The sequence below is a fragment of the Cellulomonas iranensis NBRC 101100 = JCM 18110 genome, assembly GCF_001552375.1.
GTDB lineage: Bacteria > Actinomycetota > Actinomycetes > Actinomycetales > Cellulomonadaceae > Cellulomonas > Cellulomonas iranensis.
The window spans coordinates 38,579-62,776 of the sequence record NZ_BCRB01000002.1; the positions used below are offsets into that span (position 1 = coordinate 38,579).

20 protein-coding genes are annotated in these 24,198 nt (G+C 74.5%); 7 read left to right on the forward strand and 13 right to left on the reverse strand.

From position 1 onward, the window contains the following. Positions 1 to 118: 118 nt before the first annotated feature. The 12 genes from CS2_RS19355 to CS2_RS00675 all read right to left on the reverse strand — a co-directional run bounded on the left by CS2_RS19355 (position 119) and on the right by CS2_RS00675 (position 11,551). The gene (locus CS2_RS19355) at positions 119 to 1,249 is read right to left on the reverse strand and encodes a hypothetical protein (protein WP_046528914.1); all 1,131 of its coding nucleotides are present in this window, start codon (positions 1,247 to 1,249) and stop codon (positions 119 to 121) included. Positions 1,250 to 1,299: 50 nt separating this feature from the next. Next, the gene (locus tag CS2_RS00625) at positions 1,300 to 2,814 is read right to left on the reverse strand and encodes an OmpA family protein (protein WP_070318451.1); all 1,515 of its coding nucleotides are present in this window, start codon (positions 2,812 to 2,814) and stop codon (positions 1,300 to 1,302) included. 88 nt (positions 2,815 to 2,902) lie between these two features. After that, positions 2,903 to 3,121 carry a hypothetical protein gene (locus tag CS2_RS00630; RefSeq protein ID WP_046528916.1) on the reverse strand — a complete coding sequence of 73 codons (219 nt, stop codon included), beginning with the start codon at positions 3,119 to 3,121 and terminating at the stop codon, positions 2,903 to 2,905. Between the two features lie 60 nt (positions 3,122 to 3,181). Beyond that, positions 3,182 to 3,877: a response regulator transcription factor gene (locus CS2_RS00635; protein WP_082739583.1), complete on the reverse strand. Its 696-nt coding sequence runs from the start codon at positions 3,875 to 3,877 to the stop codon at positions 3,182 to 3,184. Beyond that, complete coding sequence (locus tag CS2_RS00640; RefSeq protein ID WP_134850608.1) at positions 3,874 to 5,073, reverse strand: sensor histidine kinase; 1,200 nt, start codon at positions 5,071 to 5,073, stop codon at positions 3,874 to 3,876. The genes CS2_RS00635 and CS2_RS00640 overlap by 4 nt, the downstream gene beginning before the upstream one ends. Further along, positions 5,060 to 5,941 (reverse strand): type II secretion system F family protein, encoded by an 882-nt coding sequence (locus CS2_RS00645; RefSeq protein ID WP_052748262.1) that lies wholly within the window; start codon positions 5,939 to 5,941, stop codon positions 5,060 to 5,062. The genes CS2_RS00640 and CS2_RS00645 overlap by 14 nt, the downstream gene beginning before the upstream one ends. Next, the gene (locus CS2_RS00650; protein WP_046528919.1) at positions 5,941 to 6,864 is read right to left on the reverse strand and encodes a type II secretion system F family protein; all 924 of its coding nucleotides are present in this window, start codon (positions 6,862 to 6,864) and stop codon (positions 5,941 to 5,943) included. Before CS2_RS00650 ends, CS2_RS00645 begins: the two co-directional genes overlap by 1 nt. Then, the gene (locus CS2_RS00655) at positions 6,861 to 8,153 is read right to left on the reverse strand and encodes a TadA family conjugal transfer-associated ATPase (RefSeq protein ID WP_046528920.1); all 1,293 of its coding nucleotides are present in this window, start codon (positions 8,151 to 8,153) and stop codon (positions 6,861 to 6,863) included. The genes CS2_RS00650 and CS2_RS00655 overlap by 4 nt, the downstream gene beginning before the upstream one ends. A gap of 2 nt (positions 8,154 to 8,155) precedes the next feature. After that, positions 8,156 to 8,524 (reverse strand): TadE/TadG family type IV pilus assembly protein, encoded by a 369-nt coding sequence (locus CS2_RS00660; RefSeq protein ID WP_156441930.1) that lies wholly within the window; start codon positions 8,522 to 8,524, stop codon positions 8,156 to 8,158. Further along, on the reverse strand, positions 8,524 to 10,080 hold the full coding sequence (locus CS2_RS00665) for a CpaE/TadZ family protein (RefSeq protein ID WP_143320211.1): 1,557 nt from the start codon (positions 10,078 to 10,080) through the stop codon (positions 8,524 to 8,526). Before CS2_RS00665 ends, CS2_RS00660 begins: the two co-directional genes overlap by 1 nt. Positions 10,081 to 10,085: 5 nt before the next feature. Then, on the reverse strand, positions 10,086 to 10,781 hold the full coding sequence (gene cpaB / locus CS2_RS00670) for a Flp pilus assembly protein CpaB (protein ID WP_070318455.1): 696 nt from the start codon (positions 10,779 to 10,781) through the stop codon (positions 10,086 to 10,088). Continuing rightward, on the reverse strand, positions 10,778 to 11,551 hold the full coding sequence (locus CS2_RS00675; RefSeq protein WP_070318456.1) for a hypothetical protein: 774 nt from the start codon (positions 11,549 to 11,551) through the stop codon (positions 10,778 to 10,780). The genes cpaB and CS2_RS00675 overlap by 4 nt, the downstream gene beginning before the upstream one ends. 245 nt (positions 11,552 to 11,796) lie before the next feature. Between CS2_RS00675 and CS2_RS00680 the strand changes: the two genes are divergently transcribed. From CS2_RS00680 to CS2_RS00690, 3 genes are all read left to right on the forward strand, one after another. Beyond that, positions 11,797 to 12,141 (forward strand): DUF192 domain-containing protein, encoded by a 345-nt coding sequence (locus CS2_RS00680; RefSeq protein WP_134850604.1) that lies wholly within the window; start codon positions 11,797 to 11,799, stop codon positions 12,139 to 12,141. Positions 12,142 to 12,393: 252 nt separating this feature from the next. Continuing rightward, a complete protein-coding gene (locus CS2_RS00685; protein WP_070318458.1) occupies positions 12,394 to 14,223 on the forward strand; it encodes an ABC transporter transmembrane domain-containing protein in 1,830 nt (609 codons plus the stop codon). Continuing rightward, on the forward strand, positions 14,220 to 15,959 hold the full coding sequence (locus tag CS2_RS00690; RefSeq protein WP_046528926.1) for an ABC transporter ATP-binding protein: 1,740 nt from the start codon (positions 14,220 to 14,222) through the stop codon (positions 15,957 to 15,959). Before CS2_RS00685 ends, CS2_RS00690 begins: the two co-directional genes overlap by 4 nt. Positions 15,960 to 16,111: 152 nt before the next feature. On the opposite strand, the gene CS2_RS00695 is transcribed toward CS2_RS00690, so the two are convergent. Further along, positions 16,112 to 16,990, reverse strand: coding sequence for an SURF1 family protein (locus tag CS2_RS00695; protein WP_082739597.1), 879 nt, complete (start codon positions 16,988 to 16,990; stop codon positions 16,112 to 16,114). Positions 16,991 to 17,247: 257 nt separating this feature from the next. Here CS2_RS00695 and CS2_RS00700 point away from each other — a divergent pair, with 257 nt between their 5' ends. From CS2_RS00700 to CS2_RS00715, 4 genes are all read left to right on the forward strand, one after another. Further along, positions 17,248 to 19,782, forward strand: a complete 2,535-nt coding sequence (locus CS2_RS00700) for a phosphoketolase family protein (RefSeq protein ID WP_226239010.1) — start codon at positions 17,248 to 17,250, stop codon at positions 19,780 to 19,782. A 100-nt stretch (positions 19,783 to 19,882) separates the two neighbouring features. Further along, the gene (gene pta, locus CS2_RS00705; protein WP_082739585.1) at positions 19,883 to 21,979 is read left to right on the forward strand and encodes a phosphate acetyltransferase; all 2,097 of its coding nucleotides are present in this window, start codon (positions 19,883 to 19,885) and stop codon (positions 21,977 to 21,979) included. Continuing rightward, positions 21,976 to 23,190 carry an acetate kinase gene (locus CS2_RS00710; protein ID WP_070318459.1) on the forward strand — a complete coding sequence of 405 codons (1,215 nt, stop codon included), beginning with the start codon at positions 21,976 to 21,978 and terminating at the stop codon, positions 23,188 to 23,190. Before pta ends, CS2_RS00710 begins: the two co-directional genes overlap by 4 nt. A 166-nt stretch (positions 23,191 to 23,356) precedes the next feature. Then, the gene (locus CS2_RS00715; RefSeq protein WP_070318460.1) at positions 23,357 to 24,184 is read left to right on the forward strand and encodes an ABC transporter ATP-binding protein; all 828 of its coding nucleotides are present in this window, start codon (positions 23,357 to 23,359) and stop codon (positions 24,182 to 24,184) included. Positions 24,185 to 24,198 lie beyond the last annotated feature (14 nt).

Genomic DNA, 24,198 nt, shown 5'->3' on the forward strand with positions numbered 1-24,198 from the left:
CGCCTGCCTCCTCGGTTCACGACGGACGTTACAGAGCGGGCCGCGGCCCGGTCGTGGGCCCGGGCTCCCCCACGGGGCCCAGGCCCGACCCGGGTCGCAGGGCCCAGCCGGCGCCGCGTCACGGGCCCGCCACCAGTCGCGTCTCCGCGAGGAACGCGCCGATGCCCGACGGCGGCGCGAACGGCGGCGGCGGGGGCGGCGGGGGCGGCGGCGTCCAGTCCGGGTCGTCCGGGTCGGGGGTGGGCGTCGGCGTCGGCGTCGGGGTGGGCGTCGGTGCCGGCGCCACCGTGCGGCACGTGCCGCGCACGAGGTAGCCGAGCGTGCGACCCGAACGGCACACGCCCGAGCTCAGGCGCAGCTCGGCGGTGGCGACCTGCTCGACGCGCTTGCCGGAGTGCGGGACCGCGTCGAGGCTGCGCACGCGCACGGTCACCCGCGCGCGGGGCACGTCGACGTCGAGCGACAGGAGCTCGGCGTCGTTGGCCTGCGCGAAGGACCGCGCCGACCCGACCATCGCGCCCCCCGTGAACGCGCCGAGGTCCGTCCCGGCGAAGTCCCAGAAGTCGTCGGCGTCGCTCGCCCACCGCGCGCGGTCGAACGCACCCCGCACGCCGTCGCGCCAGGTGTCGGCCGCGGCGAGGGCGGCCGCGTCGGCGGCCGTGCGCGACTCGCGTGCGTCCGAGGTCGCCGACCCGACGACCGCGACCACGAGCAGCGCGGCCGCGACGAGGCCGGCGACCGCCGGGATGATCAGCAGGTTCGTCGCGCCCCGGTCGTCGGCGAGCGACCTGCGGTAGCGCAGCGGGAGCCGCTCGGCCTCGCCGGGCGAGACGAACAGCACGGACAGCAGCGGGAAGGCCACCCACGTGAGCAGGTCCAGCGCCAGGCGCCACGACCACAGCGACGTCCCGCTCGCGAGGGCGCCGAGGACGCCGAGGACGAGCTGCAGCGACCACGCGACCGCCGCCGCGACGACGACGGTCGGCAGCACCTCGCGGCGCTCGTCGAAGCCGCGCCGGCTCCGGTAGGAGCGCACCGCGACGACGCCGACGCACGTGAGTCGCACGGCCGAGAGCACCCAGCCGATCGCGAGCGCGGTGGTCGGGTCGATCGCGAGGAGGAAGGTCGCGAACGCCGGCAGGAGCAGCCAGTACAGGAGCGCGAAGGTGAGCAGGTCCAGCACGACGAACAGCGCCACCGTGCGCCAGTCGACGCGTCGCGCGGACGCGCGCGGCGTGGTCCAGGACATGCGGTGCTCGCTCTCTGCTCGGGGCGGCGCCGGGGCGGGGAGCCGCGGCGTCAGCCCTCGACGGGGACGTCGGTGATGCGGAACCGGCCCTGCGCGTCGACGGTGACGGAGTCCTGGCCCGAGTCGGGCCACAGGACCGTGACGGTGACGGACTCGCCCTGCGACAGCGGGGCGTCGACGAACTGGTCCGCCAGGACCCCTCGCGCGTCGTCGCCGTCGGCGTCGCCGCGCAGGTAGTCGGCCGGGTACAGGTAGGACCCCTCGCCGAGCAGGGTCGCGCCGTAGGCGCCCGCGGTGAGGGTGGTCGACGACAGCCCGCGCGACAGCAGCCGCCCCTCGGCGAAGTCGCCGAACAGCCCGACGGGCGCACCCGTGCCGGACGACACGCGCTCGATCTCGAGCGACCCGACGAGGAACGGTCCGCTGCGGCGCACCTCGGTCGCGCTCACGGCCCACGTGGCGCCCGCCACGTCGACCTGCACCGGCGAGCCCGCCGTGCCGACGGCGCCCGTCGGCTCGGGCACCGCGACGTCGCCGGTCGTGACCTCGAGCGCCTGGCCGGCCTGCGCGACGGTGAAGCGGACCTCGACGCGGCGGTTGGCGGCGCGGGCCTCCGGGCTCGTGCCCGACGCGACGGGCTCCGTCTCGCCCTTGCCCTCGGTGCGGAGCGTGAAGCCGCCGCCGAGGGTCTGGCCGAGGCGCGCGGCCACGGACGCCGCACGGCGGTCGGACAGCGCCAGGTTGTAGTCGTCCGAGCCGACGTCGTCGGTGTGGCCGGTGACGACGACCTCGCCCTCCTGGGCCGCCGCCGCGATCTGCGCAGCCGCCGCGTCGACGGCCGCTCCGGCCTCGGGCGTGAGGTCGGAGACGTCGGTCGCGAAGAGCACGTCGGACGCGAGCGTGACGGTCGCGTCCTCCGCCTGCACCTGGGTGCTGGCGGCGCCGTCGTACGCGACCGAGAAGACCTCGACGCCACCCTCGGGGTAGACCGCCGTGGCGGTCGCGCCGAGGTCCTCGGGCGTCGTGCCGACGTCCTGCCCCGTCACGACCGGCACGTCCTCGACGAGCCCGAAGTACGGGAAGAGGACGTCGACGCTCGTCGCGTCCGGCGCGGCGAAGAACGCCTCCGAGGTCACCGACCCGCCCGGCGCCAGGTTGAGCGCGTCGCCGCTGGTCGAGACCGACGTGCCGCCGTCCCGGCCGACCTCCCACGCGCGCATGCCCTCCGGGTCGACCAGCCGCAGCTTGCCGACGTTGAGGAAGGACCCCGCGTTGCGCAGCAGGGCCGCGATCGAGAGGTTCGTGCCCGCGGGTGCGTCGTCGCCCATCGTGTAGTCGACCGTGAGCAGCGCGTGCTCCCCGACGACCTGCACGGGGTGCACGGTCAGCTCGACCGGCGCCCCGAGGTGCTCGACCTCCACCACGACCGACCCGTCGTCCGCCGGGGCGGACGACGTGGGCTGCGCTCCCGTCGTCGTCGGACCGGGTTCCGGGTCCGACCCCGTGCAGGCGGTGGCCGAGAGCACGACGGCGAGGGCGACGGCGGTCAGACGGGCACGGCGCATGGAGGACCTTCCTGGACGACGAGACCGGTCCGGCCGCCCCACGGGCGGCCGGACCGGTGTCCCGGCCACGTCCGGCCGGGTGGCTGGGTCAGCCGATGCTGTTGATGGCCTCGGTGAGCTTGCTGACGATCGTGCCGCCGAGACCCGAGGCCGCCGCGATCACGATCCCGATGATCGCCACGACGACCAGGATGATACCGACGTACTCGACAGAGCCCTGGCCACGGTCGTCGCGGCGCAGCGCGCCCAGCACGAGGCCCGTGAAGGCGAGGCGGGCGGCGATGGCGCGGCGCGTGAGGTTCTCCATGGTGTTTCCTCCTGAGCGTGGGGCCAGCGCCCCGAGGTCGTTGTGCTGACGGTGAAGACGCTACGGTCGCGGCGCCCCGCCCACGAGCGGCCCAGGACCCATCCCGGTCCCATTCGCCCCTGGGTCCCCGGGCCCAGGGGCGGTGCCCAGCCAGACCGCCACCGCGTGCGCGCGGTTGGTCACGCCCAGCTTCGCGAAGATGCGGTTGATGTGGTTCTTCACCGTCTTCTCGGACAGGAAGAGGCGGCGTGCGATCTGCGTGTTCGTCAGCCCCTGCGCGACCACGTCCATGATCTCGGCCTCGCGCGCGGACAGGTCGTCGCGTGACGCGACGCCTGCCGCGGGCGGCGGCGGCGGGTCGGCGGGCGACACCCACGGCTCGAGCCCCGACACCACGCGGCCGCCCGCGAGGCACGCGCGGATGGCCGCGCCGATCCCCGCCGGCTCGAGCGAGCCGTGGATCACGTACCCCGCCGCGCCCGCGCGCATCGCCTCGTTGACCGCCGCCATGTCGTCCGTGTTGGTCAGCATGACGACGGTCGTGCGCCCGACGAGCTCGGGCAGCACCGACAGGCCGTCGCGGCCGGGCATGCGCACGTCCAGCAGCACGACGTCGACGTCGCCCTGCGCCACCCGGTCGACCGCCGCCTGACCGTCGCCGGCCTCGTCGACGCTCTCGACGTCGTCGAGCTCCTCGAGCGCCGCCCGCAGCCCGAGCCGGATCAGCGCGTTGTCGTCCACCACCAGGATCCTCATCTAGCCTCCACCGTCTCGGGAGTGAGCGCGAGGGTCACACGCGTGCGCAGGCCCCCGCCCGGGGCCGGGCCGCGCTCGACGCTGCCGCGCCACGCGGCCGCCCTCTCGTCGATGCCCTGCAGGCCGTAGTGGCCGTCCGCCACCAGGTCGGGTGCGGGCGGCACCTGGTCCATGCCGCGGCCGTCGTCCGTGACCGTCAGCGTCAGACCGCCGCAGGACACCCGGACCTCGACCTCGACCCGGTTGGCCCCGGCGTGCCGCCGGACGTTCTCGAGCAGCTCGAGCACCATCGCCCGCACGTCGCCCGCGAGCTCGACGTCGACCTCCGCGTACGCCGGGTCGACGTCGAGCTCGACGGGCGTCCCGACGTCCCGCGTCCACCTCCGGCACGCGTCCACGAGGTCGTCGACCGGCATCGCACCCGCGCGCCGGAGCTCGCCGAGCGCCGTGCGCGTGTCGAGGTGCGCGGCGCGGCAGGCCTCGTCGAGCTGCCGGGCCAGCGCGATCGTGCGCTCGTCGGCGCCCTCGCGCTCGAGCCGCGCGAGCAGCGTGCCGCTGAGCATGGTCGCGCCCGCGAGGTCGCCGGCGGCGGTGTCGTGCAGGTCCCGCGCGATCCGCACGCGCTCGAGCGTGGCCGCACGGCGCACCTGCGCGAGCGCCGCCTCGCGCGCCGCGACGTCCTGCGCGCGCAGCCAGGAGCCGAGCGCGGAGCCCGCACCCGCCATCGCGATGACGCCGAGCGAGCCGACGGCCACCACGAGCCAGGTCGTGCCCGTCGCGTCAAGCGCGTTCGCGTACACCAGCACCATCGCGATGGCGAGCGCCATGACGAGCGCGAGCCGCGCCCCGACCAGGACGCCCAGCAGCGCGACCGTGGCAGCGGCGTAGACCGTCATGATCTCGCCCGACAGGGCCAGCAGCACCAGCACCGTCGTCACCAGGTCGCAGGCCAGCAGGATCCCCGAGCGCGACAGGAGCGCGCCCCGGGCGTCCCACGACAGCGCCGGGAAGACCGAGAACGGCACCGCGAGCAGCACGACCCACAGGTCGGCGCCGTCCGCCGTGCCCGCCACGAGCGCCGCGACGAGCGCGAGCGCGAGCGTCGCGAGCCGCACCTCGCTCAGGAGGCGCGTGACCCGCCCGATCGCCAGGTGCGCGGGGCGGTCCACGACCGCGGTGGCGTCAGAAGATGCCACTGAGGACCTCACGGTTCGCGAGCAGGATCGACGAGCCGATGAGGATGAGGGTGCCGGGGACGATCGTCATGGTGACGACGAGCGAGACCTTGGGCGCGGCCTTCGCGGCCGCCTGCCGCACGCGCTGCGCGTGCTCCTTGCGGACGTCCGAGGCGATGTCGTCGAGCGCGCTCGACAGGGGCACGCCCAGCTCCTCGGCCTGCAGCAGCGCCGTGACGAACGCCGCCACGCCGTCCGACCGCGTGCGGTCACGCATCGCGATGAACGCCTGCCTGCGGGAGATGCCGACGCTCATCTCCTGCAGGACCGTGCGCATCTCCTCCGCGAGCGGTCCCGTGTGGAACTCGCACACGCGCTCGACGGCCTGCCGGAAGCCCAGGCCCGCGGTGACCGTGACGCCCAGGACGTCGAGGAAGTCGGGGAGCTCCATGTCGATCTGCTCCTGGCGCCGCCGCCCGGCCGACATCAGCCACAGCCGCATCCACCCGCACAGCAGCAGGAGCAGGAGCAGACCCGTCCACGGCTGCCCGACGAGCAGGAAGACGACGAGTCCGACCACGCCGATGACGACGAACGCCGCCTGGCGACGCAGGTAGACCGTGAGGGTCAGGCCGTCGGGGCGCCCGGCGCGCCGGATCGTCTCCTCGAGGCGCCGCAGCCGCGCCGGGCCGTAGGCGCGCATGGTCGTGCCGAGGAACAACGAGCCGAGCCGGTCGAGGAACGCGCCGAAGCCCCGCTCGCGCTGGGCGACGGGCGTCGTGCGCATGCCCTCCTCGACCTCCTCGAGGCCGGTCGTGCGCAGCATGCGCGCACCGCTGAACCCGAGGACGGTGACGAGTGCGGCGGCGAGGCCGATCAGCAGCGCCATCAGAACCTCACCTTCGTGATCCGCCGGATCACGACGAAGCCGATCAGGAACAACGACGCCGCCGCGACGAGCGCGATCTGCCCCGGCAGCGTGCCGAACATCGTGTCGAGCGCGCCCGGCGACAGCAGGTTCATGAACACGACCGAGAACGCGCCGATGAGCACGACCGCGTAGCCCGAGAACGTGGCACCGACGACGGCGGTCGTGATCTCGCGCCGGAGCTGGCGCCGCTCGTCGAGCGTGGCCGCGATGTTCTGCAGCGCCGTGACGAGCGCACCGCCGGCCTTGCCCTGGATGACGAGGGTCTGCACGAGCACGACGAGCTCGCGCGAGGGCAGCCGCTCGGCCAGGTGCTCGAGCGCGACCCGCAGGCTCTGCCCGATCGCGAGCTCGGAGGCGACCTGCTGCAGCTCGCCGCTCGCGGGCTCGTCCATCTCCCGCGCGGCGAGCTCGATCGACCGACGCACGCCCAGACCGGCCTGCGCACCGTTGGCGAGCAGGCGCGCGAGCTCGGGCAGCTGCGAGATGAACTTCTCGATGCGGGCCTCGCGCCGGCGCTCGAGCCACTGCCGGAACGACACGACGACCACGACGCCCGCGACGATCGCCGCGATGCGCCCTGCGACCGCGTAGGTCAGGACCGCGGCGAGGACCGTGCTGCTGCCCACGAGCGCGATCACGAGCGACGGCGAGCGCGAGCCGAGGCCCGAGCCCGCGAGCAGGGCCGTCAGCCGCTGACCCCACCGGGTGCGTCGCAGCGCGTCGTCCAGCCGGTCCGTCACCTGCGACCCGCGGTCGCGGTCGGCGTCGACCGCCGCGAGGAGCCGGCGGCGGTGCGCGCCGTCCTCCTGCAGCACCGCGACCGTGACGACCAGCAGGACGAGCGTCGCGAACAGCAGGAAGAGGATGACGACCGGCGTCACGGCTCGCTCCCCACGGGCGCGAGGGACTCCCCCGCCCGGCGCAGGCGGGCCGCCAGCAGGTCCGGCAGCGGGTACCGGCGGAAGGTCCCCGTGACCTTGTGGTCCGGGCCGAGCAGGTCCTGCTCGAACGTCACGAGGGGCGCGAGCACGTAGTCGTCGCGCCGGCTGGAGACGAGCGCCGCGACCTCCGAGACGCGGCGCGTGCCGTCCACGCCGCGCTCGAGCTGCACGACGACGTCGATCGCCGAGTTGATCTGGTCCCGGATGGTCGCGACCGGGAGCTCCAGCTCGCTCATCGAGGCGAGCGTCTCGAGGCGTCCCATGGCGTCGAAGGCGCTGTTGGCGTGCACGGTGGCCAGCGAGCCCTCGTGACCGGTGTTCATCGCCTGGAGCATGTCGAGCGTCTCGCCGCCGCGGACCTCGCCGACGACGATGCGGTCGGGTCGCATGCGCAGCGAGTTGCGCACGAGGTCGCGGATCGTGACCTGGCCGCGGCCCTCGACGTTGGCGGGGCGCGACTCGAGCCGCACCACGTGCTCCTGCTGCAGCGAGAGCTCGGCCGCGTCCTCGATCGTGACGATCCGCTCGTGGTCGGGGATGAGGCCCGACAGCGCGTTGAGGAACGTCGTCTTCCCGGTGCCGGTACCGCCCGAGATCATGATGTTGAGCCGCGCGCGCACGCACGCCCCCAGCAGGTGGGCGGCGTGCACGTCGAGGCTGCCCTTCTCGACGAGCTCGCCGAGCCGGTAGGGCCGCGGGAACCGTCGGATCGTCAGCGACGGGCCGTCGAGCGCGAGCGGCGGGATGATGACGTTGACGCGCTCGCCCGTGGGCAGGCGCGCGTCGACCATCGGCGACGACTCGTCGACGCGGCGGTTCACCGTGGAGACGATGCGGTCGATCGTCTGGAAGAGCTGCTCCTCGGACGCGAACGTCGTGGGGACCCGCTGCAGCCGGCCCATGCGCTCGACGAACACGTCCCGCGGTCCGTTGACCATGATCTCGGTGATCGACTCGTCCGCCAGCAGCGGCTCGAGCACGCCCAGGCCGAGGGCGTCGTCGACGACCCGCTGGATGAGCGCGGAACGGTCGCGCGACGCCAGCACGGGGCCGTCGGCCGACAGCAGCGTCGACAGGATCCGCTCGAGGCGCGCGCGCCGCTGGGTCGGCTTGAGCCGGGACAGCTCGTCGAGGTCGATCTCCTCGAGCAGCCGGTCCCGGTAGTGGCCGACGAGGTCGGGCTCGTCGGAGGTCCGCTCGGTCTGCTGGATGCGGTCGCGCAGCGCCATCGTCAGCTCCTCGGCATCGTCGCGTCGCGCGACACCACGATCTCGGAGGACGTCACGCCGCGCACCACGATCGGGACGCGCACGTCGACCTCGACGACGAACGCGCCGCCCACGGTGCGTGCGCGCACGTCCTGCAGCCGCGCCCACGACGGGACCTGCGCGCGGGCGGCGCCCACGACGTCCTGCCCGAGCGCCTGGGCGCGCGCGCCGTCCCGCGCGGCCTGCTGCGCCACGGCGCCCGCCTGCGAGACGTACACGCCCTGCAGGCAGAGCATGCCGGCGAGCACGACCATCGTGACGTACCCGACGAGCTCGACCGCGGCCGAGCCCCGGTCGTCCCGCGGGGAGAGCCGGGCGACGATCCTGCGCATCACTGCTCCCTCTGCACCTGGGCGGAGACCGACGACGTGAGCCGGACGCCCGGCACGACCGTCGGCGCGACGATGTGGACGCTCACGTCGGACGGGCTCACGTCCACGGTGGCACCCGAGCGCCACGGGCCCGTGAGCTCGTCGAGCGCGACCGTGCGGGCGGAGCCGGCGGTCGCGGGACCCCACGGCTGCAGCCCGACGGTCCGCGCCCCCTCGTGCGCGGCGTTGCGGGCCAGCAGGTAACCGGTGCCCCAGGCGATGCCCTGCCCGCACAGCAGCAGCACGAGCAGCGCCACGGTGAACGCGACGGGCATCTCGACGGCCGACTGCCCGTCGTCGTTGCCGCGCGCGCGGCGGCGGCCGCGGCCCGCGGTCGCCTCGGCGTAGGCCTCGTCGACGGCGTCGGCGGGGTTCTCCTCGACCTCGCTGCCCGCGAGCACCGCGGCGAACTTCGCCGCCGCGCTGTGCGCGGGCCCGGAGGCCGTCACGACCGACGCGGTGTTCATGGCGGACTCGAACGGCTGGCCGCCGTCGGGCACGGTCGCGGCGATCCGCGTCTCGACGATCTTGGCGGCGAGGCTCTCGGTCACCTCGTTGCGGCGGTTCTGCCGGTTGAGGAGCACCTGCACGCCGGCCTGCTGCCGGATGACGAGCCGCTCCCACATGGCCAGCGTCCGCCGTGCCGAGCGCAGCGCGGGCAGGTCGGGCGTGACGACCAGCACGGCGGCGTCGGCCTCCTCGAGGACGACGGCCGTCGCCTCGGTGAGGTGCGAGCCGACGTCGATGATCGCGACCTCGTACTGGTACCGCAGCGCGTTGACGACGGAGCGCGCGGCGCGCGCCGTCATCTCCTCGCCGCGCTCGCCGTCGTTCGGCGCCGACAGCAGCCGCAGGCCGCCGGGCACGTCGTAGGACGTCTCGCGCAGGATGCGCCCCGTCATCTCGCCCGCGATGTCGACGAGGTCGACGACCGAGCGCCGGGTGTGCACACCGAGGTAGGCCGCGAGGTCGCCGGACTGCAGGTCGAAGTCGACGAGACCGACGCTGCGCGTCGCGACGAGCGACTGCGCCAGCAGCAGGGCGACGGTCGACGTGCCGACGCCGCCCTTGGCCCCCGCGACCGCGATGACGCGGCCCGCGCGGCCGCCGCGCGCGTCGGCGGAGACCGCCGAGCGGGCCGCGGCGACCCACTGCGCCACGGACTCGAGGCGCGAGACGATCTCGGCGAGGCTGGACGTCCGGGACAGGACCGACCGCGCGCCGGAGTCCATCGCGGCGGCGAACTGCTCCGGACCGGCCTGGTCGAGCAGCATCACGACGCCGAGCAGCGGGTTCGCCGCGCCGACCGAGCGGGCGACCGCGAGCCCCCGGCCCGAGTCGACCTGCTCGTCGACCACGAGGACGTCGAGGTCGGGGTGGCGCACGAGCGCCTCGTCGACGCTCGACGCGTCGCGGACGACCTGCACCAGGGAGATCGCCTCGGCCTCGGCGAGCACCTGGCTCATGCGCTCGAGCGTGCGCTCGTCCGGTGAGGCGAGCAGGACCTTCGTCACCATCGTCGTCACCCCGCCTGGAACACGAGCTCGTCGTCGGGCAGGACCTGGCTGTCCCCGTCACCGCGCAGCGCGAGCCGCAGCTTGACCGAGAAGCTCTCCACGTAGGCGAGCCGCAGCGCGTCCTCCGAGGTGAGGGCGAACGTCACGGGCACCCCTTGCGTCGTCGTGAAGTTGCCGCCGACGTCGCTGTCCTCCATGTTCTGGGGGATGCCGACCTCGAGGACGAGCGCGTTGGAGACCCACACCTCGGCGCGCGGCGGACGCTGCTCGTCGCCGTCGACCGTGGCGAGGATGTCGACGTGGTCGCCCGGGGCGACCTTGCCGGCGACACCCGTCTCGGCGTCGACGACGATCGCGACCTCGCGGAACCCGGGCTGGACGCCGGGTCGCGGCACGAGCATCCCCGTCTGCACGAGCGACCCCTCGGGCAGCGCGGTGGCGGCCACCAGGCCGCTCGTCTCGGACACGTCGCGCACGGCCGTGGCCGGCACCCACCGCTCGGGGACCTCGACGGCCTCCAGCATGTCGGGCTCGATGGGCTCGTAGGCGTCGACGGCACGGTTGAGCTGGTACGCCTGCGTCATCGGGCCCACGCGCGAGCTGACGTCGCCGACGTACACGACCACCGCGAGGAACACGGCGATCGCACCGAGAGCCGTGATGACGAGCAGGAGCGCCCCTCGCCGCTGGCGCGGGTTCATACGTGTCCTCCTGTGGGGACGGAGACCGTGCCGTCCGGCACGGGGATCTGGCAGAAGAGGCAGGACGGTCCGGTCGCGAGGCGCGCGCAGCTCGCGCAGCGCGGGACGGCCGCGACGAACGACGGGCTGAGGCGTTCCTCGACGGTCTCCTCGAGCGCACGCACGACGACGGTCGCCTCGTACCAGCGCTTCGCGCCCCAGAACGCGCCGTCGGTCGCGAGGTCCACGTGGGCCTGCGCCGGCTGCGGCAGCCCGGCGGCCACGACGGGCCTCTCGGAGGCCGTGGCGATCGTCGCGACGCCGGCGGGGAGGTCGAGCGCCTGGTCGCGCGAGATGGTCTGCGCGGTCCAGTCGACGCGGAAGACCGACCCCGGCAGCCGGCTCGCGAGGTCGAGCGCCACCGACGGGCGCGGACGCTCGAGCGCGGCGACGGACGACACGAGCGCGACCGTCCGCACGCCCTCGCCGAGCCCCTCGAGCACCGAGGGGGCGAGCCCGAGCGCGATGTCGGGCAGCATCTGCAGCGCGGCGACCGCGACGAAGAACGCGGTGGGCGGGACCTCGTGCGCCAGGACGCCGACGCGCTCCTGCCCGAGCACGAGCCGCGCGGCACGCGCCGCGTCCCGGCCGGCCGTGCTGTCGGCGACGACGAGGACGGGGGCCTCGGGGTCGAGCGCGAGGAGCGCGGCGACGACGGACTCGGCGTCCGGCTCGGCGACCACGGTGCCCGACGGCAGCCGGTGCGCCGGTGCGAGCGCCAGGATCGTCACGGGGCTCCTCCTCGGTCCGGTGGGGTGGTGGTGAGGTCGGCGACCCGGTTCACGAGGGTGCCGCAGGGTCGGTCGGGTCGCATGTCTGACGTGAGGTTTCACCCGTCCAGCCCTGGCCGCGCCCCGCTCGGGGGGCGGCGCCGCGACCCCGGGCGAGGATACCTCCCGGTTCGTCCGCCCCCGCGCACGCGGCGGGGCCGGGCAGGCGTCGCACCGGGGCCCCCGCGGCACGGCAGACTGCCCCCGTGACCAGGCTCTGGGTGGACGGCCGGGACGTGGCCGAGGTGACGGTCGCGTCGACGTGGGGGGCGCGGGCGCGCGGCATGCTGTGGCGCCGGCGGCTGCCCGAGGCCATGTGGTTCGTGCGGGAGTCGTCCGTCCACGGCGTCGGCATGACCGTGCCGCTCGACGTCGCGCAGCTCGCCGCCGACGGCAGCGTGCTCGCGGTCCACGTGCTGCGACCGTTCGGCCTGGTGGCGCCGCGGCCGGGCGCGGTCGACGTGCTCGAGGCGCCCGCCGGCAGCTTCGCGCGCTGGGGCCTGGCCGTGGGCGGCGTGGCGCAGCGCGTGCCGGCAGGCACGGCGGGATGACGGAGGGGTGGCACGAGCCGATCGTGCCGCGCGGCAGGGCCCACGCGCACGGGCCCGGCGGCCCCGTCCGGGCCCGGTCCCTGGGCCCGGCTTCCCGGGGGCAAGGGCCCGTGGTCCCAGGCCCCCCGTCCGGGTGAGCCCCGACCCCCGATTTCACCCGTCCGGTGTCGCCCGGTGCACGACGCGTGCGCGCCGCGACGGCGCGCAAAAGGCGTTCGCGGCTGTCGGTGGTCCCCCGTAACGTGCGTCGACGTGCGCCAGCTCCCTCTCGCCGACCCCGGCACCCCGCCGTTGCGCGGCCCCGCCCCCTACCTGTGGTGGATGGCCCGTCGCCAGTGGGGCATCCTCCTGACGGCCGTCGCGTGCGGCGTCGTGCAGTTCGCGTGCCAGGCGTTCCTGCCGTACCTCACCGGTCGCGCGATCGACGACGGGCTCGCCGACGGCTTCGGGCCCGCGCTGCTGCAGGCCGCGGGCCTGCTGCTCGCGCTCGGGCTCGTCAGCGCGGCGGCGTCGGCCGTCGGGCACCGGTACGACGTCGCGAACTGGCTGCGGGCCGCGTTCACGACGTCGCAGCTCGTCGGTCGCACCGCGGCGCGCTCGGGCGACGCGATCACCGCCGAGCTGCCCACGGGCGAGGTCGTGTCCGCGGTCGCGAACGACGCCCTGCGCGTGGGCGAGGTGTACGCGTCCCTCGCGCGCTTCGTCGGCTCGGTCGTGGCGTACGCGGCGGTCGCCGTGCTCATGCTCCAGGTCTCGGTGCAGCTCGGGCTCGTCGTGCTGCTCGGGCTCCCCGCCGTCGCGGGCGTGCTGGCGCTGCTCGTCCGCCCGCTGCAGCGGCGTCAGACCGCGCAGCGCGAGGCGTCGGGCCGCCTCACGACGCTCGGCGCGGACACCGTCTCGGGGCTGCGCGTGCTGCGCGGCATCGGCGGCGAGAACGTCTTCACCGGGCGGTACCGCGAGCAGTCGCAGCTCGTGCGGCGGCGCGGCGTCGAGGTCGCGGTCACGCAGTCGTGGCTCGACGCGCTCCAGGTGCTGCTGCCCGGCGTGTTCGTGGTCGCGCTCGTCTGGCTCGGCGCGCACATGGCGCTGGCCGGGACGATCACGCCCGGCCAGCTCGTGACGACCTACGGCTACGCGGCGTTCCTCGGCTGGCCCGTGCAGAACGCCACGCAGTTCCTGCAGGCCACGACCCGCGCGGTCGTCGGCACGCGCAAGGTGCTCACGGTGCTGCGGGTCGTGCCCGCGGCCGGGACGGCGCCGCGGAACGGCACCGTCATGCCGCCCGCGGGGTCGCCGCTCGTCGACGAGGCCAGCGGCGTCACGGTCGAGGCCGGCCGCGTCGTCGCCCTCGTGTCGGCCGACCCGGACGAGTCCGCACGCATCGCCACGCGCCTGGGCCGGTTCGACGACGCCGAGGAGTCCGCGACGCCCGTCACGCTCGGCGGCGTGCCGCTCGCGACGCTGCCGCTGGCCGAGCTGCGCCGCCGCGTCGTCGTCGCCGAGGCCATGCCGCAGCTGTTCTCGGGCCCGCTCGCCGAGGGGCTCGACGTCCGCGGCGGCGCCACGCGCGACGACCTCCTGACCGCCATCGGCCTGGCCGACGCGCAGGACGTGCTCGACTCGGTGCCCGACGGCCTGGACGGCGAGCTCACCGAGAAGGGCCGGTCGCTGTCGGGCGGCCAGCGCCAGCGCGTCGCGCTCGCGCGTGCGCTGCTCACGCAGGCGGAGGTGCTCGTGCTGGTCGAGCCGACCAGCGCGGTCGACGCCCACACCGAGGCACGCATCGCGGCGCGGCTGGCGGACGCCCGCCGCGGCCGCGCCACGCTCGTCGTCACCGCGAGCCCGCTCGTGCTCGACCACGTCGACGAGGTGCAGCTCGTGCACGACGGCCGGCTGGTCGCCCGCGGGACGCACGCCGAGCTGCTCGACGGCGCCGCAGGCCCGCAGGTCGCGGCGACGTACCGGCGCGTGGTCGGGCGCAACCTCGACGACGACCTGCCGGTCGAGGAGACCTTCGAGGCGGCCGAGCCCGACGCCCGCACCCTGACCCAGCCCACGACGACCCCCGGAGGTGCCGCGTGAAGCTCCCCATCGCCGACGCGGCGACCGTCCGCGCCTACGCGGCCGACCTGCTGCGCCGCCACCGGCGACCGCTCGGCGGCATCGCCGTGCTGCACACGCTCGCCGCGATCGCGGGCCTCGCGGGCCCGCTGCTCCTGGGTCGCATCGTCGACGCCGTCACGCGGGGCACCGACGCGCGGTACATCAACACGCTCGTCGCCGTCGGCCTCGCGGCCGTCGTCACGCAGACCGGGCTCATCCGGTACGCGCAGCGTGCGTCCATGCGGTTCGGCGAGAAGGTCTTCGCCGAGCTGCGCGAGGAGTTCCTCGAGACGGTGACGTCGCTGCCGCTGTCGACCGTCGAGCGCGCGGGCACGGGCGACCTCGTCACCCGCACGACGAACGACGTCAACAAGCTGCAGCACGCGGTCCGGTTCGGCGTGCCGCGCGTGATCGTCGCGGTCGTGACGATCACGCTCACGGTCGCGGCGTGCCTCGTGATCGACCCGCTGGTGTCGGTCGCGCTGTTCGTGGGCGTGCCCACCATGGTCGTCATGGTGCGCTGGTACCTGCGGCGCGCGACCCCGGCGTACATCCGCGAGTCGGCCGCGTACGCGGTGCTCAACGGCACCATCACCGAGACGGTCGAGGGCGCGCGCACGGTCGACGCGCTCAGCCTGGCGGAGGCACGCGAGCGCCGCGTCCACGAGGACCTGCGCGAGGCGTTCGACGCCGAGCGCGCGACCCTGCGGCTGCGCACGATCCTGTTCCCGGGCGTCGACCTCGCGTTCGTGCTCGCGCCCGTCGCGGTCCTCGTGTGGGGCGGCTGGCTCGCGTCGCAGGGCCACGTCACGCTCGGCGCGGTCACGACGATCGTGCTGTACGCGTACCAGGTCACCGGACCCGTGTGGGAGCTGATCTTCTGGGTCGACGAGATCCAGGTGGCGGCGACCGCGCTCGCGCGCATCGTGGGCGTGCGCCTGGTCGAGTCCGACCGCGAGGCGTCGGGCGCCCGCCCGGTCGACGACCGCGTGTCGACGCGCGGCCTGCGGTACGCGTACCGCGAGGGTCACGACGTGCTGCACGGCATCGACCTCGACCTCGCGCCGGGCGAACGGCTCGCGGTCGTGGGGCCGTCGGGCGCCGGCAAGTCGACGCTGGGGCGGATGCTCGCGGGCATCCACCCGCCCACGGGCGGGTCGGCGACCGTCGGCGGCGTGCCGCTGGTCGACCTGCCGCTCGACGAGCTGCGCCGCCACGTCGCGCTCGTGACGCAGGAGCACCACGTGTTCGTCGGCACGCTCGCCGACAACCTGCGCCTGGCGAAGGTCGACGCCGACCACGACGAGATCGAGCGCGCGCTGCGCGCGGTCGACGCGTGGGACTGGGTCGAGGGTCTGCCCGACGGCCTGGACACCGAGGTCGGCTCGGGCGGCACGGCGCTGACCCCCGCGCAGGCGCAGCAGGTCGCGCTCGCGCGGCTCGTGCTGCTCGACCCGCACACGCTCGTGCTCGACGAGGCCACGTCGCTGCTGGACCCGCGTGCCGCGCGGCACCTCGAGCGGTCGCTGTCCGCGGTGCTCGCCGGGCGCACCGTCGTCGCGATCGCGCACCGCCTGCACACCGCGCACGACGCCGACCGCGTCGCCGTCGTCGACGCGGGACGCATCAGCGAGATCGGCCCCCACGAGGAGCTCGTCGCCGCGGGCGGCGAGTACGCCGCGCTGTGGCGCTCGTGGCAGCACGAGTCCGCCTGACGTCGCCGCGCTGAACCCCGACGTGCCCCCGTGGACCGGTCCGCCGGGGGCACGTCGGGAGGGTCGGCGCGCACGGCCGCGGCGGGCGACCCCTGCCCCACCGACGGCGAGGCCCTGCCCCACCGCCCCGCCGACGGCACCGGGCGACGTGGTCAGGCGCCGCTGGTGACCCTGCGGTCGTCCGGCGCCGCAGCACCGCCGGACGTGCCGTCGCCCGTGCCCGTGCTGCCGTCCGCGGACGTGCCGTCGCCCGGTCCCGCGGGCGGGGCGTCGCCGTCGCCCGGGAGCGGCGGCCGGCCGGCGGCCTCGTCCCGCACGAGGCGCCACCACAGCCCGACGGCGAACAGGCCGAAGATCCACCACTGCGCGGCGTAGGCGAGGTTCTGCACGTTGAGCCCCGACCCCGCCCGTGTCGGCGGGTCGAGCGGCTCGAGCCCCGCGGGGTCCACGGGGTCGCCGGTCTGCACCACGAGGTAGCCGGTGTAGACAGGACCGCCCCACACGGTGAGCAGCTGCGGCGCGCTGATGGCGTCGGTACGGCCGTCGACGGGCGTCGTGCCGGCCTCCTCCCCCGCCTGCAGCCACCCGACGACCTCGACCTCGCCCGCGGGGGCGGGTGCGACGTCGGGCGTGGGCGACCAGCCGCGCACGACCGGCAGCACGGCCGTCCCGTCGGGCGTCGCGACGTGCAGCGGCGTGAGCACGAGGTAGCCGTCGGTGCGGCCCGCGTGCTCGCGGCCCGTGACGAGCAGCGTCCCGTCGTCGTCGTAGGTGCCGGTCACGAGGGCCTTGCGCGCCACCAGGTCGCCGACGAACGTCTGGCCGGGCGCGAGCAGGTCGGCCAGCGGTTCCGGGTCGGCCGTCACGACCCGTGCGGCCTCGCGCTGCGCGGCGGCGGCGCCGCGCACCTCGGCGCGCTCGAGCTGCCACGCCCCGAGGCGCCCGCACACGGCCGCGGCGGCCAGCAGGAGCACGAGCAGGCCGAGCATCCGCGGGCGGACCGCGGCGCGCCACAGGGAGGTCTCGGCCACCACCTCACGGTACCCGCCCGGCACCCGGGTGCTGCCCGGTGGTCCGCCGCGGACGGGCGCCGACGACGCGGCGGGGGCACCCTGGAGGTGCGCCGTCGTGCCCTCCGCGCCCTCGTCGCGACCACGTGCCGCGTGGGGTTGGATGGCTGTGGTCAGGAGCACAGCCGCGGTGGGCCGGACGTCCCACCTCGCGCTGCGACCTCACGGAAGGCTGGGGAGCACCCCGGCCGACCACGGCAGACCCTCAAGGAGGGGACATGACTACCACCGCCTCGGACCCGCAGAACGCTGCGGACGCAGGCCCCATCGCCCCGGGACCGTTCGCGGCCGCCGAAGCCCGCACCGCCTGGCGCAAGGGATCCGGGCAGATCGACGACGCGACGCTGCAGCGCCTGTCCACGTGGTGGCGCGCCGCGAACTACATGTCGGTCGGCCAGATCTACCTGCTCGACAACCCGCTGCTGCGCCGCCCGCTGCACCGCGACGACGTCAAGCCGCGCCTGCTGGGCCACTGGGGCACGACGCCCGGCCTCAACTTCCTCTACGCGCACCTCAACCGCGCGATCGCGGAGCGCGAGCAGTCGACGATCTACGTGACGGGCCCCGGCCACGGCGGCCCCGGCCTGGTGGCGAGCGCGTACCTCGACGGCACGTACTCCGAGGTGTACTCCGACATCACGGAGGACGAGGAGGGCCTGCGCCGGCTGTTCCGGCAGTTCTCCTTCCCGGGCGGCATCCCGTCGCACGTCGCGCCCGAGACGCCGGGCTCGATCCACGAGGGCGGTGAGCTCGGCTACGCGCTGAGCCACGCGTACGGCGCCGCGTTCGACAACCCGAACCTGCTGGTCGCCGCGGTCGTCGGCGACGGCGAGGCCGAGACGGGCCCGCTCGCGACGAGCTGGCACTCGAACAAGTTCGTCAACCCGCGCCAGGACGGCATCGTCCTGCCGATCCTGCACCTCAACGGGTACAAGATCGCGAACCCGACGGTGCTCGCGCGCATCAGCGACGCCGAGCTGCACGACCTCATGGTCGGCTACGGCCACAAGCCGCACGTGTTCGTCGCGGGCTTCGACGACGAGGACGACCTCGAGATCCACCGCCGCTTCGCGGTGCTGCTCGACGAGGTGCTCGACGAGATCGCCGAGATCAAGGCGAACGCCGCCGCCGGCGACGTGAGCCGCCCGATGTACCCGATGATCGTGTTCCGCACCCCGAAGGGCTGGACGGGCCCGGACGAGATCGACGGCAAGAAGACGACGGGTTCGTGGCGTGCGCACCAGGTGCCGCTCGCGAACGCGCGGGACACCCCGGAGCACCTCGCGGTGCTCGAGCAGTGGCTGCAGTCGTACCGGCCGGCCGAGCTGTTCGACGCGACGGGCCGGGTCGACGCCGACATCACGGCGCTCGCGCCGCACGGCGACCTGCGCATGAGCGCGAACCCGCACGCGAACGGCGGCCTTCTGCTGCGCGACCTGCGGCTGCCGGACTTCCGGGACTTCGCGCAGGACGTGCCCGCACCCGGGGCGACGATCGCCGAGGCGCCGCGCGTGCTCGGCGAGTACCTCACCGAGGTCATCCGCCGGAACCCCGACACGTTCCGCATCTTCGGCCCCGACGAGACCGCGTCGAACCGCCTGCAGGCGGTGTACGAGGTCACCGCGAAGCAGTGGAACGCGGAGTTCGAGGGGCCCGAGGTCGACGACCACCTCGAGCGCGCGGGTCGCGTCATGGAGATGCTGTCGGAGCACCAGTGCCAGGGCTGGCTCGAGGGCTACCTGCTCACCGGGCGGCACGGCCTGTTCACGTCGTACGAGGCGTTCATCCACATCGTCGACTCGATGTTCAACCAGCACGCCAAGTGGCTCAAGGTCACCAACGACATCCCGTGGCGGCGGCCGATCGCGAGCCTCAACTACCTGCTGTCGAGCCACGTGTGGCGGCAGGACCACAACGGCTTCAGCCACCAGGACCCCGGCTTCATCGACCACGTGGTCAACAAGAAGGCCGAGGTCGTGCGGGTCTACCTGCCGCCGGACGCGAACACGCTGCTGAGCACGTACGACCACTGCCTGCGCAGCCGGCAGTACGTCAACGTCGTCGTGTCCGGCAAGCAGCCCGCGCCGAACTTCCTGTCGATGGAGCAGGCCGTCGCGCACTGCACGCGCGGCCTGGGCATCTGGGAGTGGGCCGGGTCGGAGGCGCAGGACGAGGAGCCGGACGTCGTGCTCGCGTGCGCGGGCGACGTCCCGACGCTCGAGGTCCTCGCGGCGGCGGACATCCTGCGGCGCGAGCTGCCGCAGCTCAAGGTGCGCGTCGTCAACGTCGTGGACCTCATGCGGCTGCAGGACGCGCGGGAGCACCCGCACGGCCTGTCCGACGCGGAGTTCGACACGATCTTCACGGCCGACCGGCCGATCGTGTTCGCCTACCACGGGTACCCGTGGCTCATCCACCGCCTCACGTACCGCCGCAACGGGCACGCGAACCTCCACGTGCGCGGGTACAAGGAGGAGGGCACCACGACGACGCCGTTCGACATGGTCATGCTCAACGACCTCGACCGGTACCACCTGGTGATCGACGTCATCGACCACGTGCACTGGCTGCGCGCGTCGCAGGCCGGCCTGCGCCAGCGCATGGTCGACGCGCGTCTGCGCGCGCGGCAGTACACGCGCGAGCACGGCGAGGATCTGCCGGAGGTGCGCGACTGGGTGTGGCCCGACGCGGGCGACGCCGCGTCGACCGAGGAGATCTCCGCCTCACTTTCGACCGGCGGGGACAACGAGTAGGCAGACTGTCACGGGTGCGTGCCCGGGCCCACCGGCCCGGGCACGCGTCCGTCGAGGACGAGCAGCCCCCACCCGGGGCGATGAGGAAGTGAGCTGAACGGTGGCCCGCACGATCTACGTCATGTCGGCCGAGGGGGACACGGGCAAGTCCGTCGTCGCGCTCGGCCTCGTCGACCTGCTGACCCGGACGGTGCAGCGCGTCGGTGTCTTCCGACCCGTCGCCCGGTCGACCGACGAGCGCGACTACGTGCTGGAGCTGCTGCTCGAGCACGACGGCGTCGACGTCGCCTACGAGGACGCGGTCGGCGCGACGTACGACGACGTCATCTCCGACCCGGACGCCGCGCTGTCGCGCATCGTGTCGCGGTTCCACGACGTCGAGCGTCGCTGCGACGCGGTCGTGGTGGTCGGCACCGACTACACGGACGTCGCGGGCCCCACCGAGCTCGCGTATAATGCGCGGATCGCCGCCAACCTGGGCGCACCCGTGCTGCTGGTCGTCAACGGCGCGCACCGCAGCGCCGAGGACGTCCACCACGCGGCCGAGGTCGCCGCCGCCGAGATCGACGCGAACCACGCGCAGGTCGTCGCGGTCGTCGCGAACCGCTGCGCGCCGAACTCGCTCGACCAGGTGCGCACCGCGCTGGGCGGCACGCGCCCGGTGTGGGCGCTGCCGGACTCGCCGCTGCTGTACGCGCCGACGCTGCGCCAGCTCATGGAGGCCGTCGGCGGCACGCTGAGCAGCGGCGACGAGGAGCTGCTGGGTCGCGAGGTGCTCGACGTGCTGGTCGGCGCGATGTCGATCGAGCACCTGCTGGACCGCCTGCAGGACGGCGCGGTCGTCATCACGCCCGGGGACCGGGCCGACGTGCTGCTGGGCCTGCTCATGGCGCACCAGGCCGACGGCTTCCCGTCGCTCGCGGGCCTCATCCTCAACGGCGGGCTCGAGCCGGCCCCGACGATCCAGCGCCTGGTCGAGGGCCTCGGCTCGCGCCTGCCGCTCATCACGACGTCGCTCGGCACGTTCCGCTCGGCGAGCGCCGCGGCCACGACGCGCGGGCGCGTCACGCACGACTCGCAGCGCAAGGTCGACACGGCGCTCGCGCTGTTCGAGCAGCACGTCGACGGCGAGGCCCTGCTGGCCGCGCTCGACGTCGAGCGCCCCGAGGTCGTCACGCCGCTCATGTTCGAGTACGCCCTGCTGGACCGTGCGCGCTCCGACCGCAAGCACGTCGTGCTGCCCGAGGGCAACGACGACCGCATCCTGCGGGCCGCCTCGACGCTGCTGCAGCGCCAGGTCGCGGACCTGACGATCCTCGGCGACGAGGCCGCGATCCGCGCCCGCGCGACCGAGCTCGGCCTCGACCTCGACGAGGCGCAGGTGCTGGACCCGAAGAACGGCGAGACGCTCGAGCGGTTCGCCGAGGTGTACACCGAGCTGCGCAAGCACAAGGGCATGACGGTCGAGCGTGCGCGCGAGATCGTGTCCTCGGTGTCGTACTTCGGCACGCTCATGGTGCAGCTCGGGCTCGCGGACGGCATGGTCTCGGGCGCGGTGCACACGACCGCGCACACCATCAAGCCGTCGTTCGAGATCATCAAGACGCGCCCCGACGTGGGCAGCGTGTCGAGCTGCTTCCTCATGTGCCTCGAGGACCGCGTGCTCGTGTACGCCGACTGCGCGGTCATCCCCGACCCGACGGCCGAGCAGCTCGCGGACATCGCGATCTCGTCGGCCGAGACGGCGACGCAGTTCGGCATCGAGCCGCGCATCGCGATGCTGTCGTACTCGACCGGCGAGTCCGGCTCGGGCGCGGACGTCGAGAAGGTCCGCGAGGCCACGCGCCTGGTGCGCGAGCGTCGCCCCGACCTGTCGGTCGAGGGCCCGATCCAGTACGACGCCGCGGTCGACGCGTCGGTCGCGCAGACCAAGATGCCGGACTCCGCGGTCGCGGGCCGGGCCACGGTCTTCGTCTTCCCCGACCTCAACACGGGCAACAACACCTACAAGGCCGTGCAGCGCTCGGCCGGCGCCGTGGCGATCGGCCCGGTGCTGCAGGGGCTGCGCAAGCCCGTGAACGACCTGTCGCGCGGTGCGCTGGTCCAGGACATCGTCAACACGGTCGCGATCACCGCGATCCAGGCGCAGGCGCAGGCCGACGCCACCACCCCGAGCACGGAGGCCTCCGCCCGATGAGCACGTCCACCCCCGCGAGCAGCACGAGCGTCCTCGTCGTCAACTCGGGCTCGTCGTCCGTCAAGTACCAGCTGGTCGACCCGGCGTCGGGCGACGCGATCGCGTCGGGCATCGTCGAGCGCATCGGTGACGCGCTGGGCTCGGTCAAGCACGTCGCGCACGGCGACACGACGCGCCGCGAGGTGCCGGTGCCGGACCACGCCGAGGCGCTGCGCCTCGTGCTGGGCCTGTTCGACGAGATCGGCCCCGACCTCGCGTCGGCCAACGTCGTGGCGGTCGGCCACCGCGTCGTGCAGGGCGGCGACCTGTTCGACGGCCCGACGCTCGTCACGCCCGAGGTCGAGCAGCAGATCGAGGAGCTGTCGCCGCTCGCGCCGCTGCACAACCCCGCGAACCTCACGGGCATCCGCGTCGCGCAGGCGCTGCTGCCGGACGTGCCGCACGTCGTGGTGTTCGACACGGCGTTCTTCCGCACGCTGCCCGACGCGGCCGCGACGTACGCGGTCGAGGCGTCGGTGGCGGCCGAGCACAAGGTGCGCCGGTACGGCGCGCACGGCACGTCGCACCAGTACGTGTCGCAGCAGGTCGCGCAGATCCTGGACCGCCCGCTGGAGGACCTCCACCAGATCGTGCTGCACCTGGGCAACGGCGCGTCGGCGTCGGCCGTGCGCGGCGGCGTCGCGGTCGAGACGTCGATGGGCCTGACCCCGCTCGAGGGTCTCGTCATGGGCACGCGCTCGGGCGACGTGGACCCGGCGGTCGTGTTCCACCTGCACCGCAACGCGGGCATGTCGATCGACGAGATCGACGACCTGCTGAACCGCCGCTCGGGCGTCAAGGGCCTGGCCGGCGAGAGCGACTTCCGCGCGCTGCACGACCTGGTGGCCGAGGGTCACGCGGGCGCGCGCCTGGCGCTCGACGTGTACCTGCACCGGCTGCGCAAGTACGTCGGTGCGTACCACGCGGTGCTGGGGCGGCTCGACGTCATCACGTTCACGGCCGGGATCGGCGAGAACGACGACATCGTGCGGCTCGGTGCGCTGAGCGGGCTCGAGGCCCTCGGCATCGAGGTCGACGCGGCGCGCAACGAGGGCCGCAAGTCGGAGCCGACGGTCATCTCCCCCGACGGCGCCAAGGTCACGGTCCTCGTGGTGCCGACCAACGAGGAGCTCGCGATCGCGCGGCAGGCGCTGGACGTCATCGGCGCCTGAGCACCGGCACGACGTACGGCACGGCCCGGACCCGCGTGGTCCGGGCCGTGCCGCGTCCGGGGGCGGGTCGCGCCCGTCCGAGCACGTCCGGGCGCGGGCACGTTCGGAGGCCGACGTGGCGCACGCCACACCACGGTGAGGTAAGGCTTCGCTAACATCGTGTCCCGTGCCCTCCCCCACCGCGACCGGCGTGACGCTCGGCGCCCGTGACGTCACGATCCGGTACGACGCCGTCGTCGCCGTCGACGCCGTGCACGTCGACCTCGAGCCCGGACGCGTCACCGCGCTCGTCGGCCCCAACGGCTCGGGCAAGTCCACGCTGCTGCGCGGCATGTCCCGCCTGCACCGCCTCGCCGGCGGCCACGTCGAGCTCGGCGACGTGCCGGACGTCGCCGCGCTGTCGCCGCGCGAGTTCGCGCGGCGCGTCACGCTGCTCGCGCAGTCGCGCCCCACGCCCGCGGGCATCAGCGTGCGCGACGCGGTCGAGCTGGGCCGCCACCCGCACCGCAGCGCGTGGCGCGGCCGCGACGCCGCCGGGCCCGCCGCCGTGCAGCGCGCGCTCGAGCTCACCGGCACCGCCGACCTCGCGGACGTGCCCGTCGACACGCTGTCCGGCGGGCAGGTGCAGCGCGTGTGGTTCGCGAGCGCGCTCGCGCAGGACACCGGCGTGCTGCTGCTCGACGAGCCCACCAACCACCTCGACCTGCGCTACCAGGTCGAGGTCCTCGAGCTCGTGCGCGCGCTCGCCGACGACCACGGCGTGACCGTCGGCGTCGTCCTGCACGACCTCAACCACGCCGCCGCCGTCGCCGACCGCGTCGTCGTGCTCGCCGCGGGCCGCGTCGTCGCCGACGGGCCGCCCGCGAGCGCGCTCGACCCCGACCTGCTCACCGCGGTGTACGACATCGAGATCACCGTGGACGTCGACGCCGCCACCGGCGAGGTCGACGTGCGCACGCCCCGGCAACGCGTGCGCCGCACCGTGGCCCGCTGACGGGCCGACCGGCG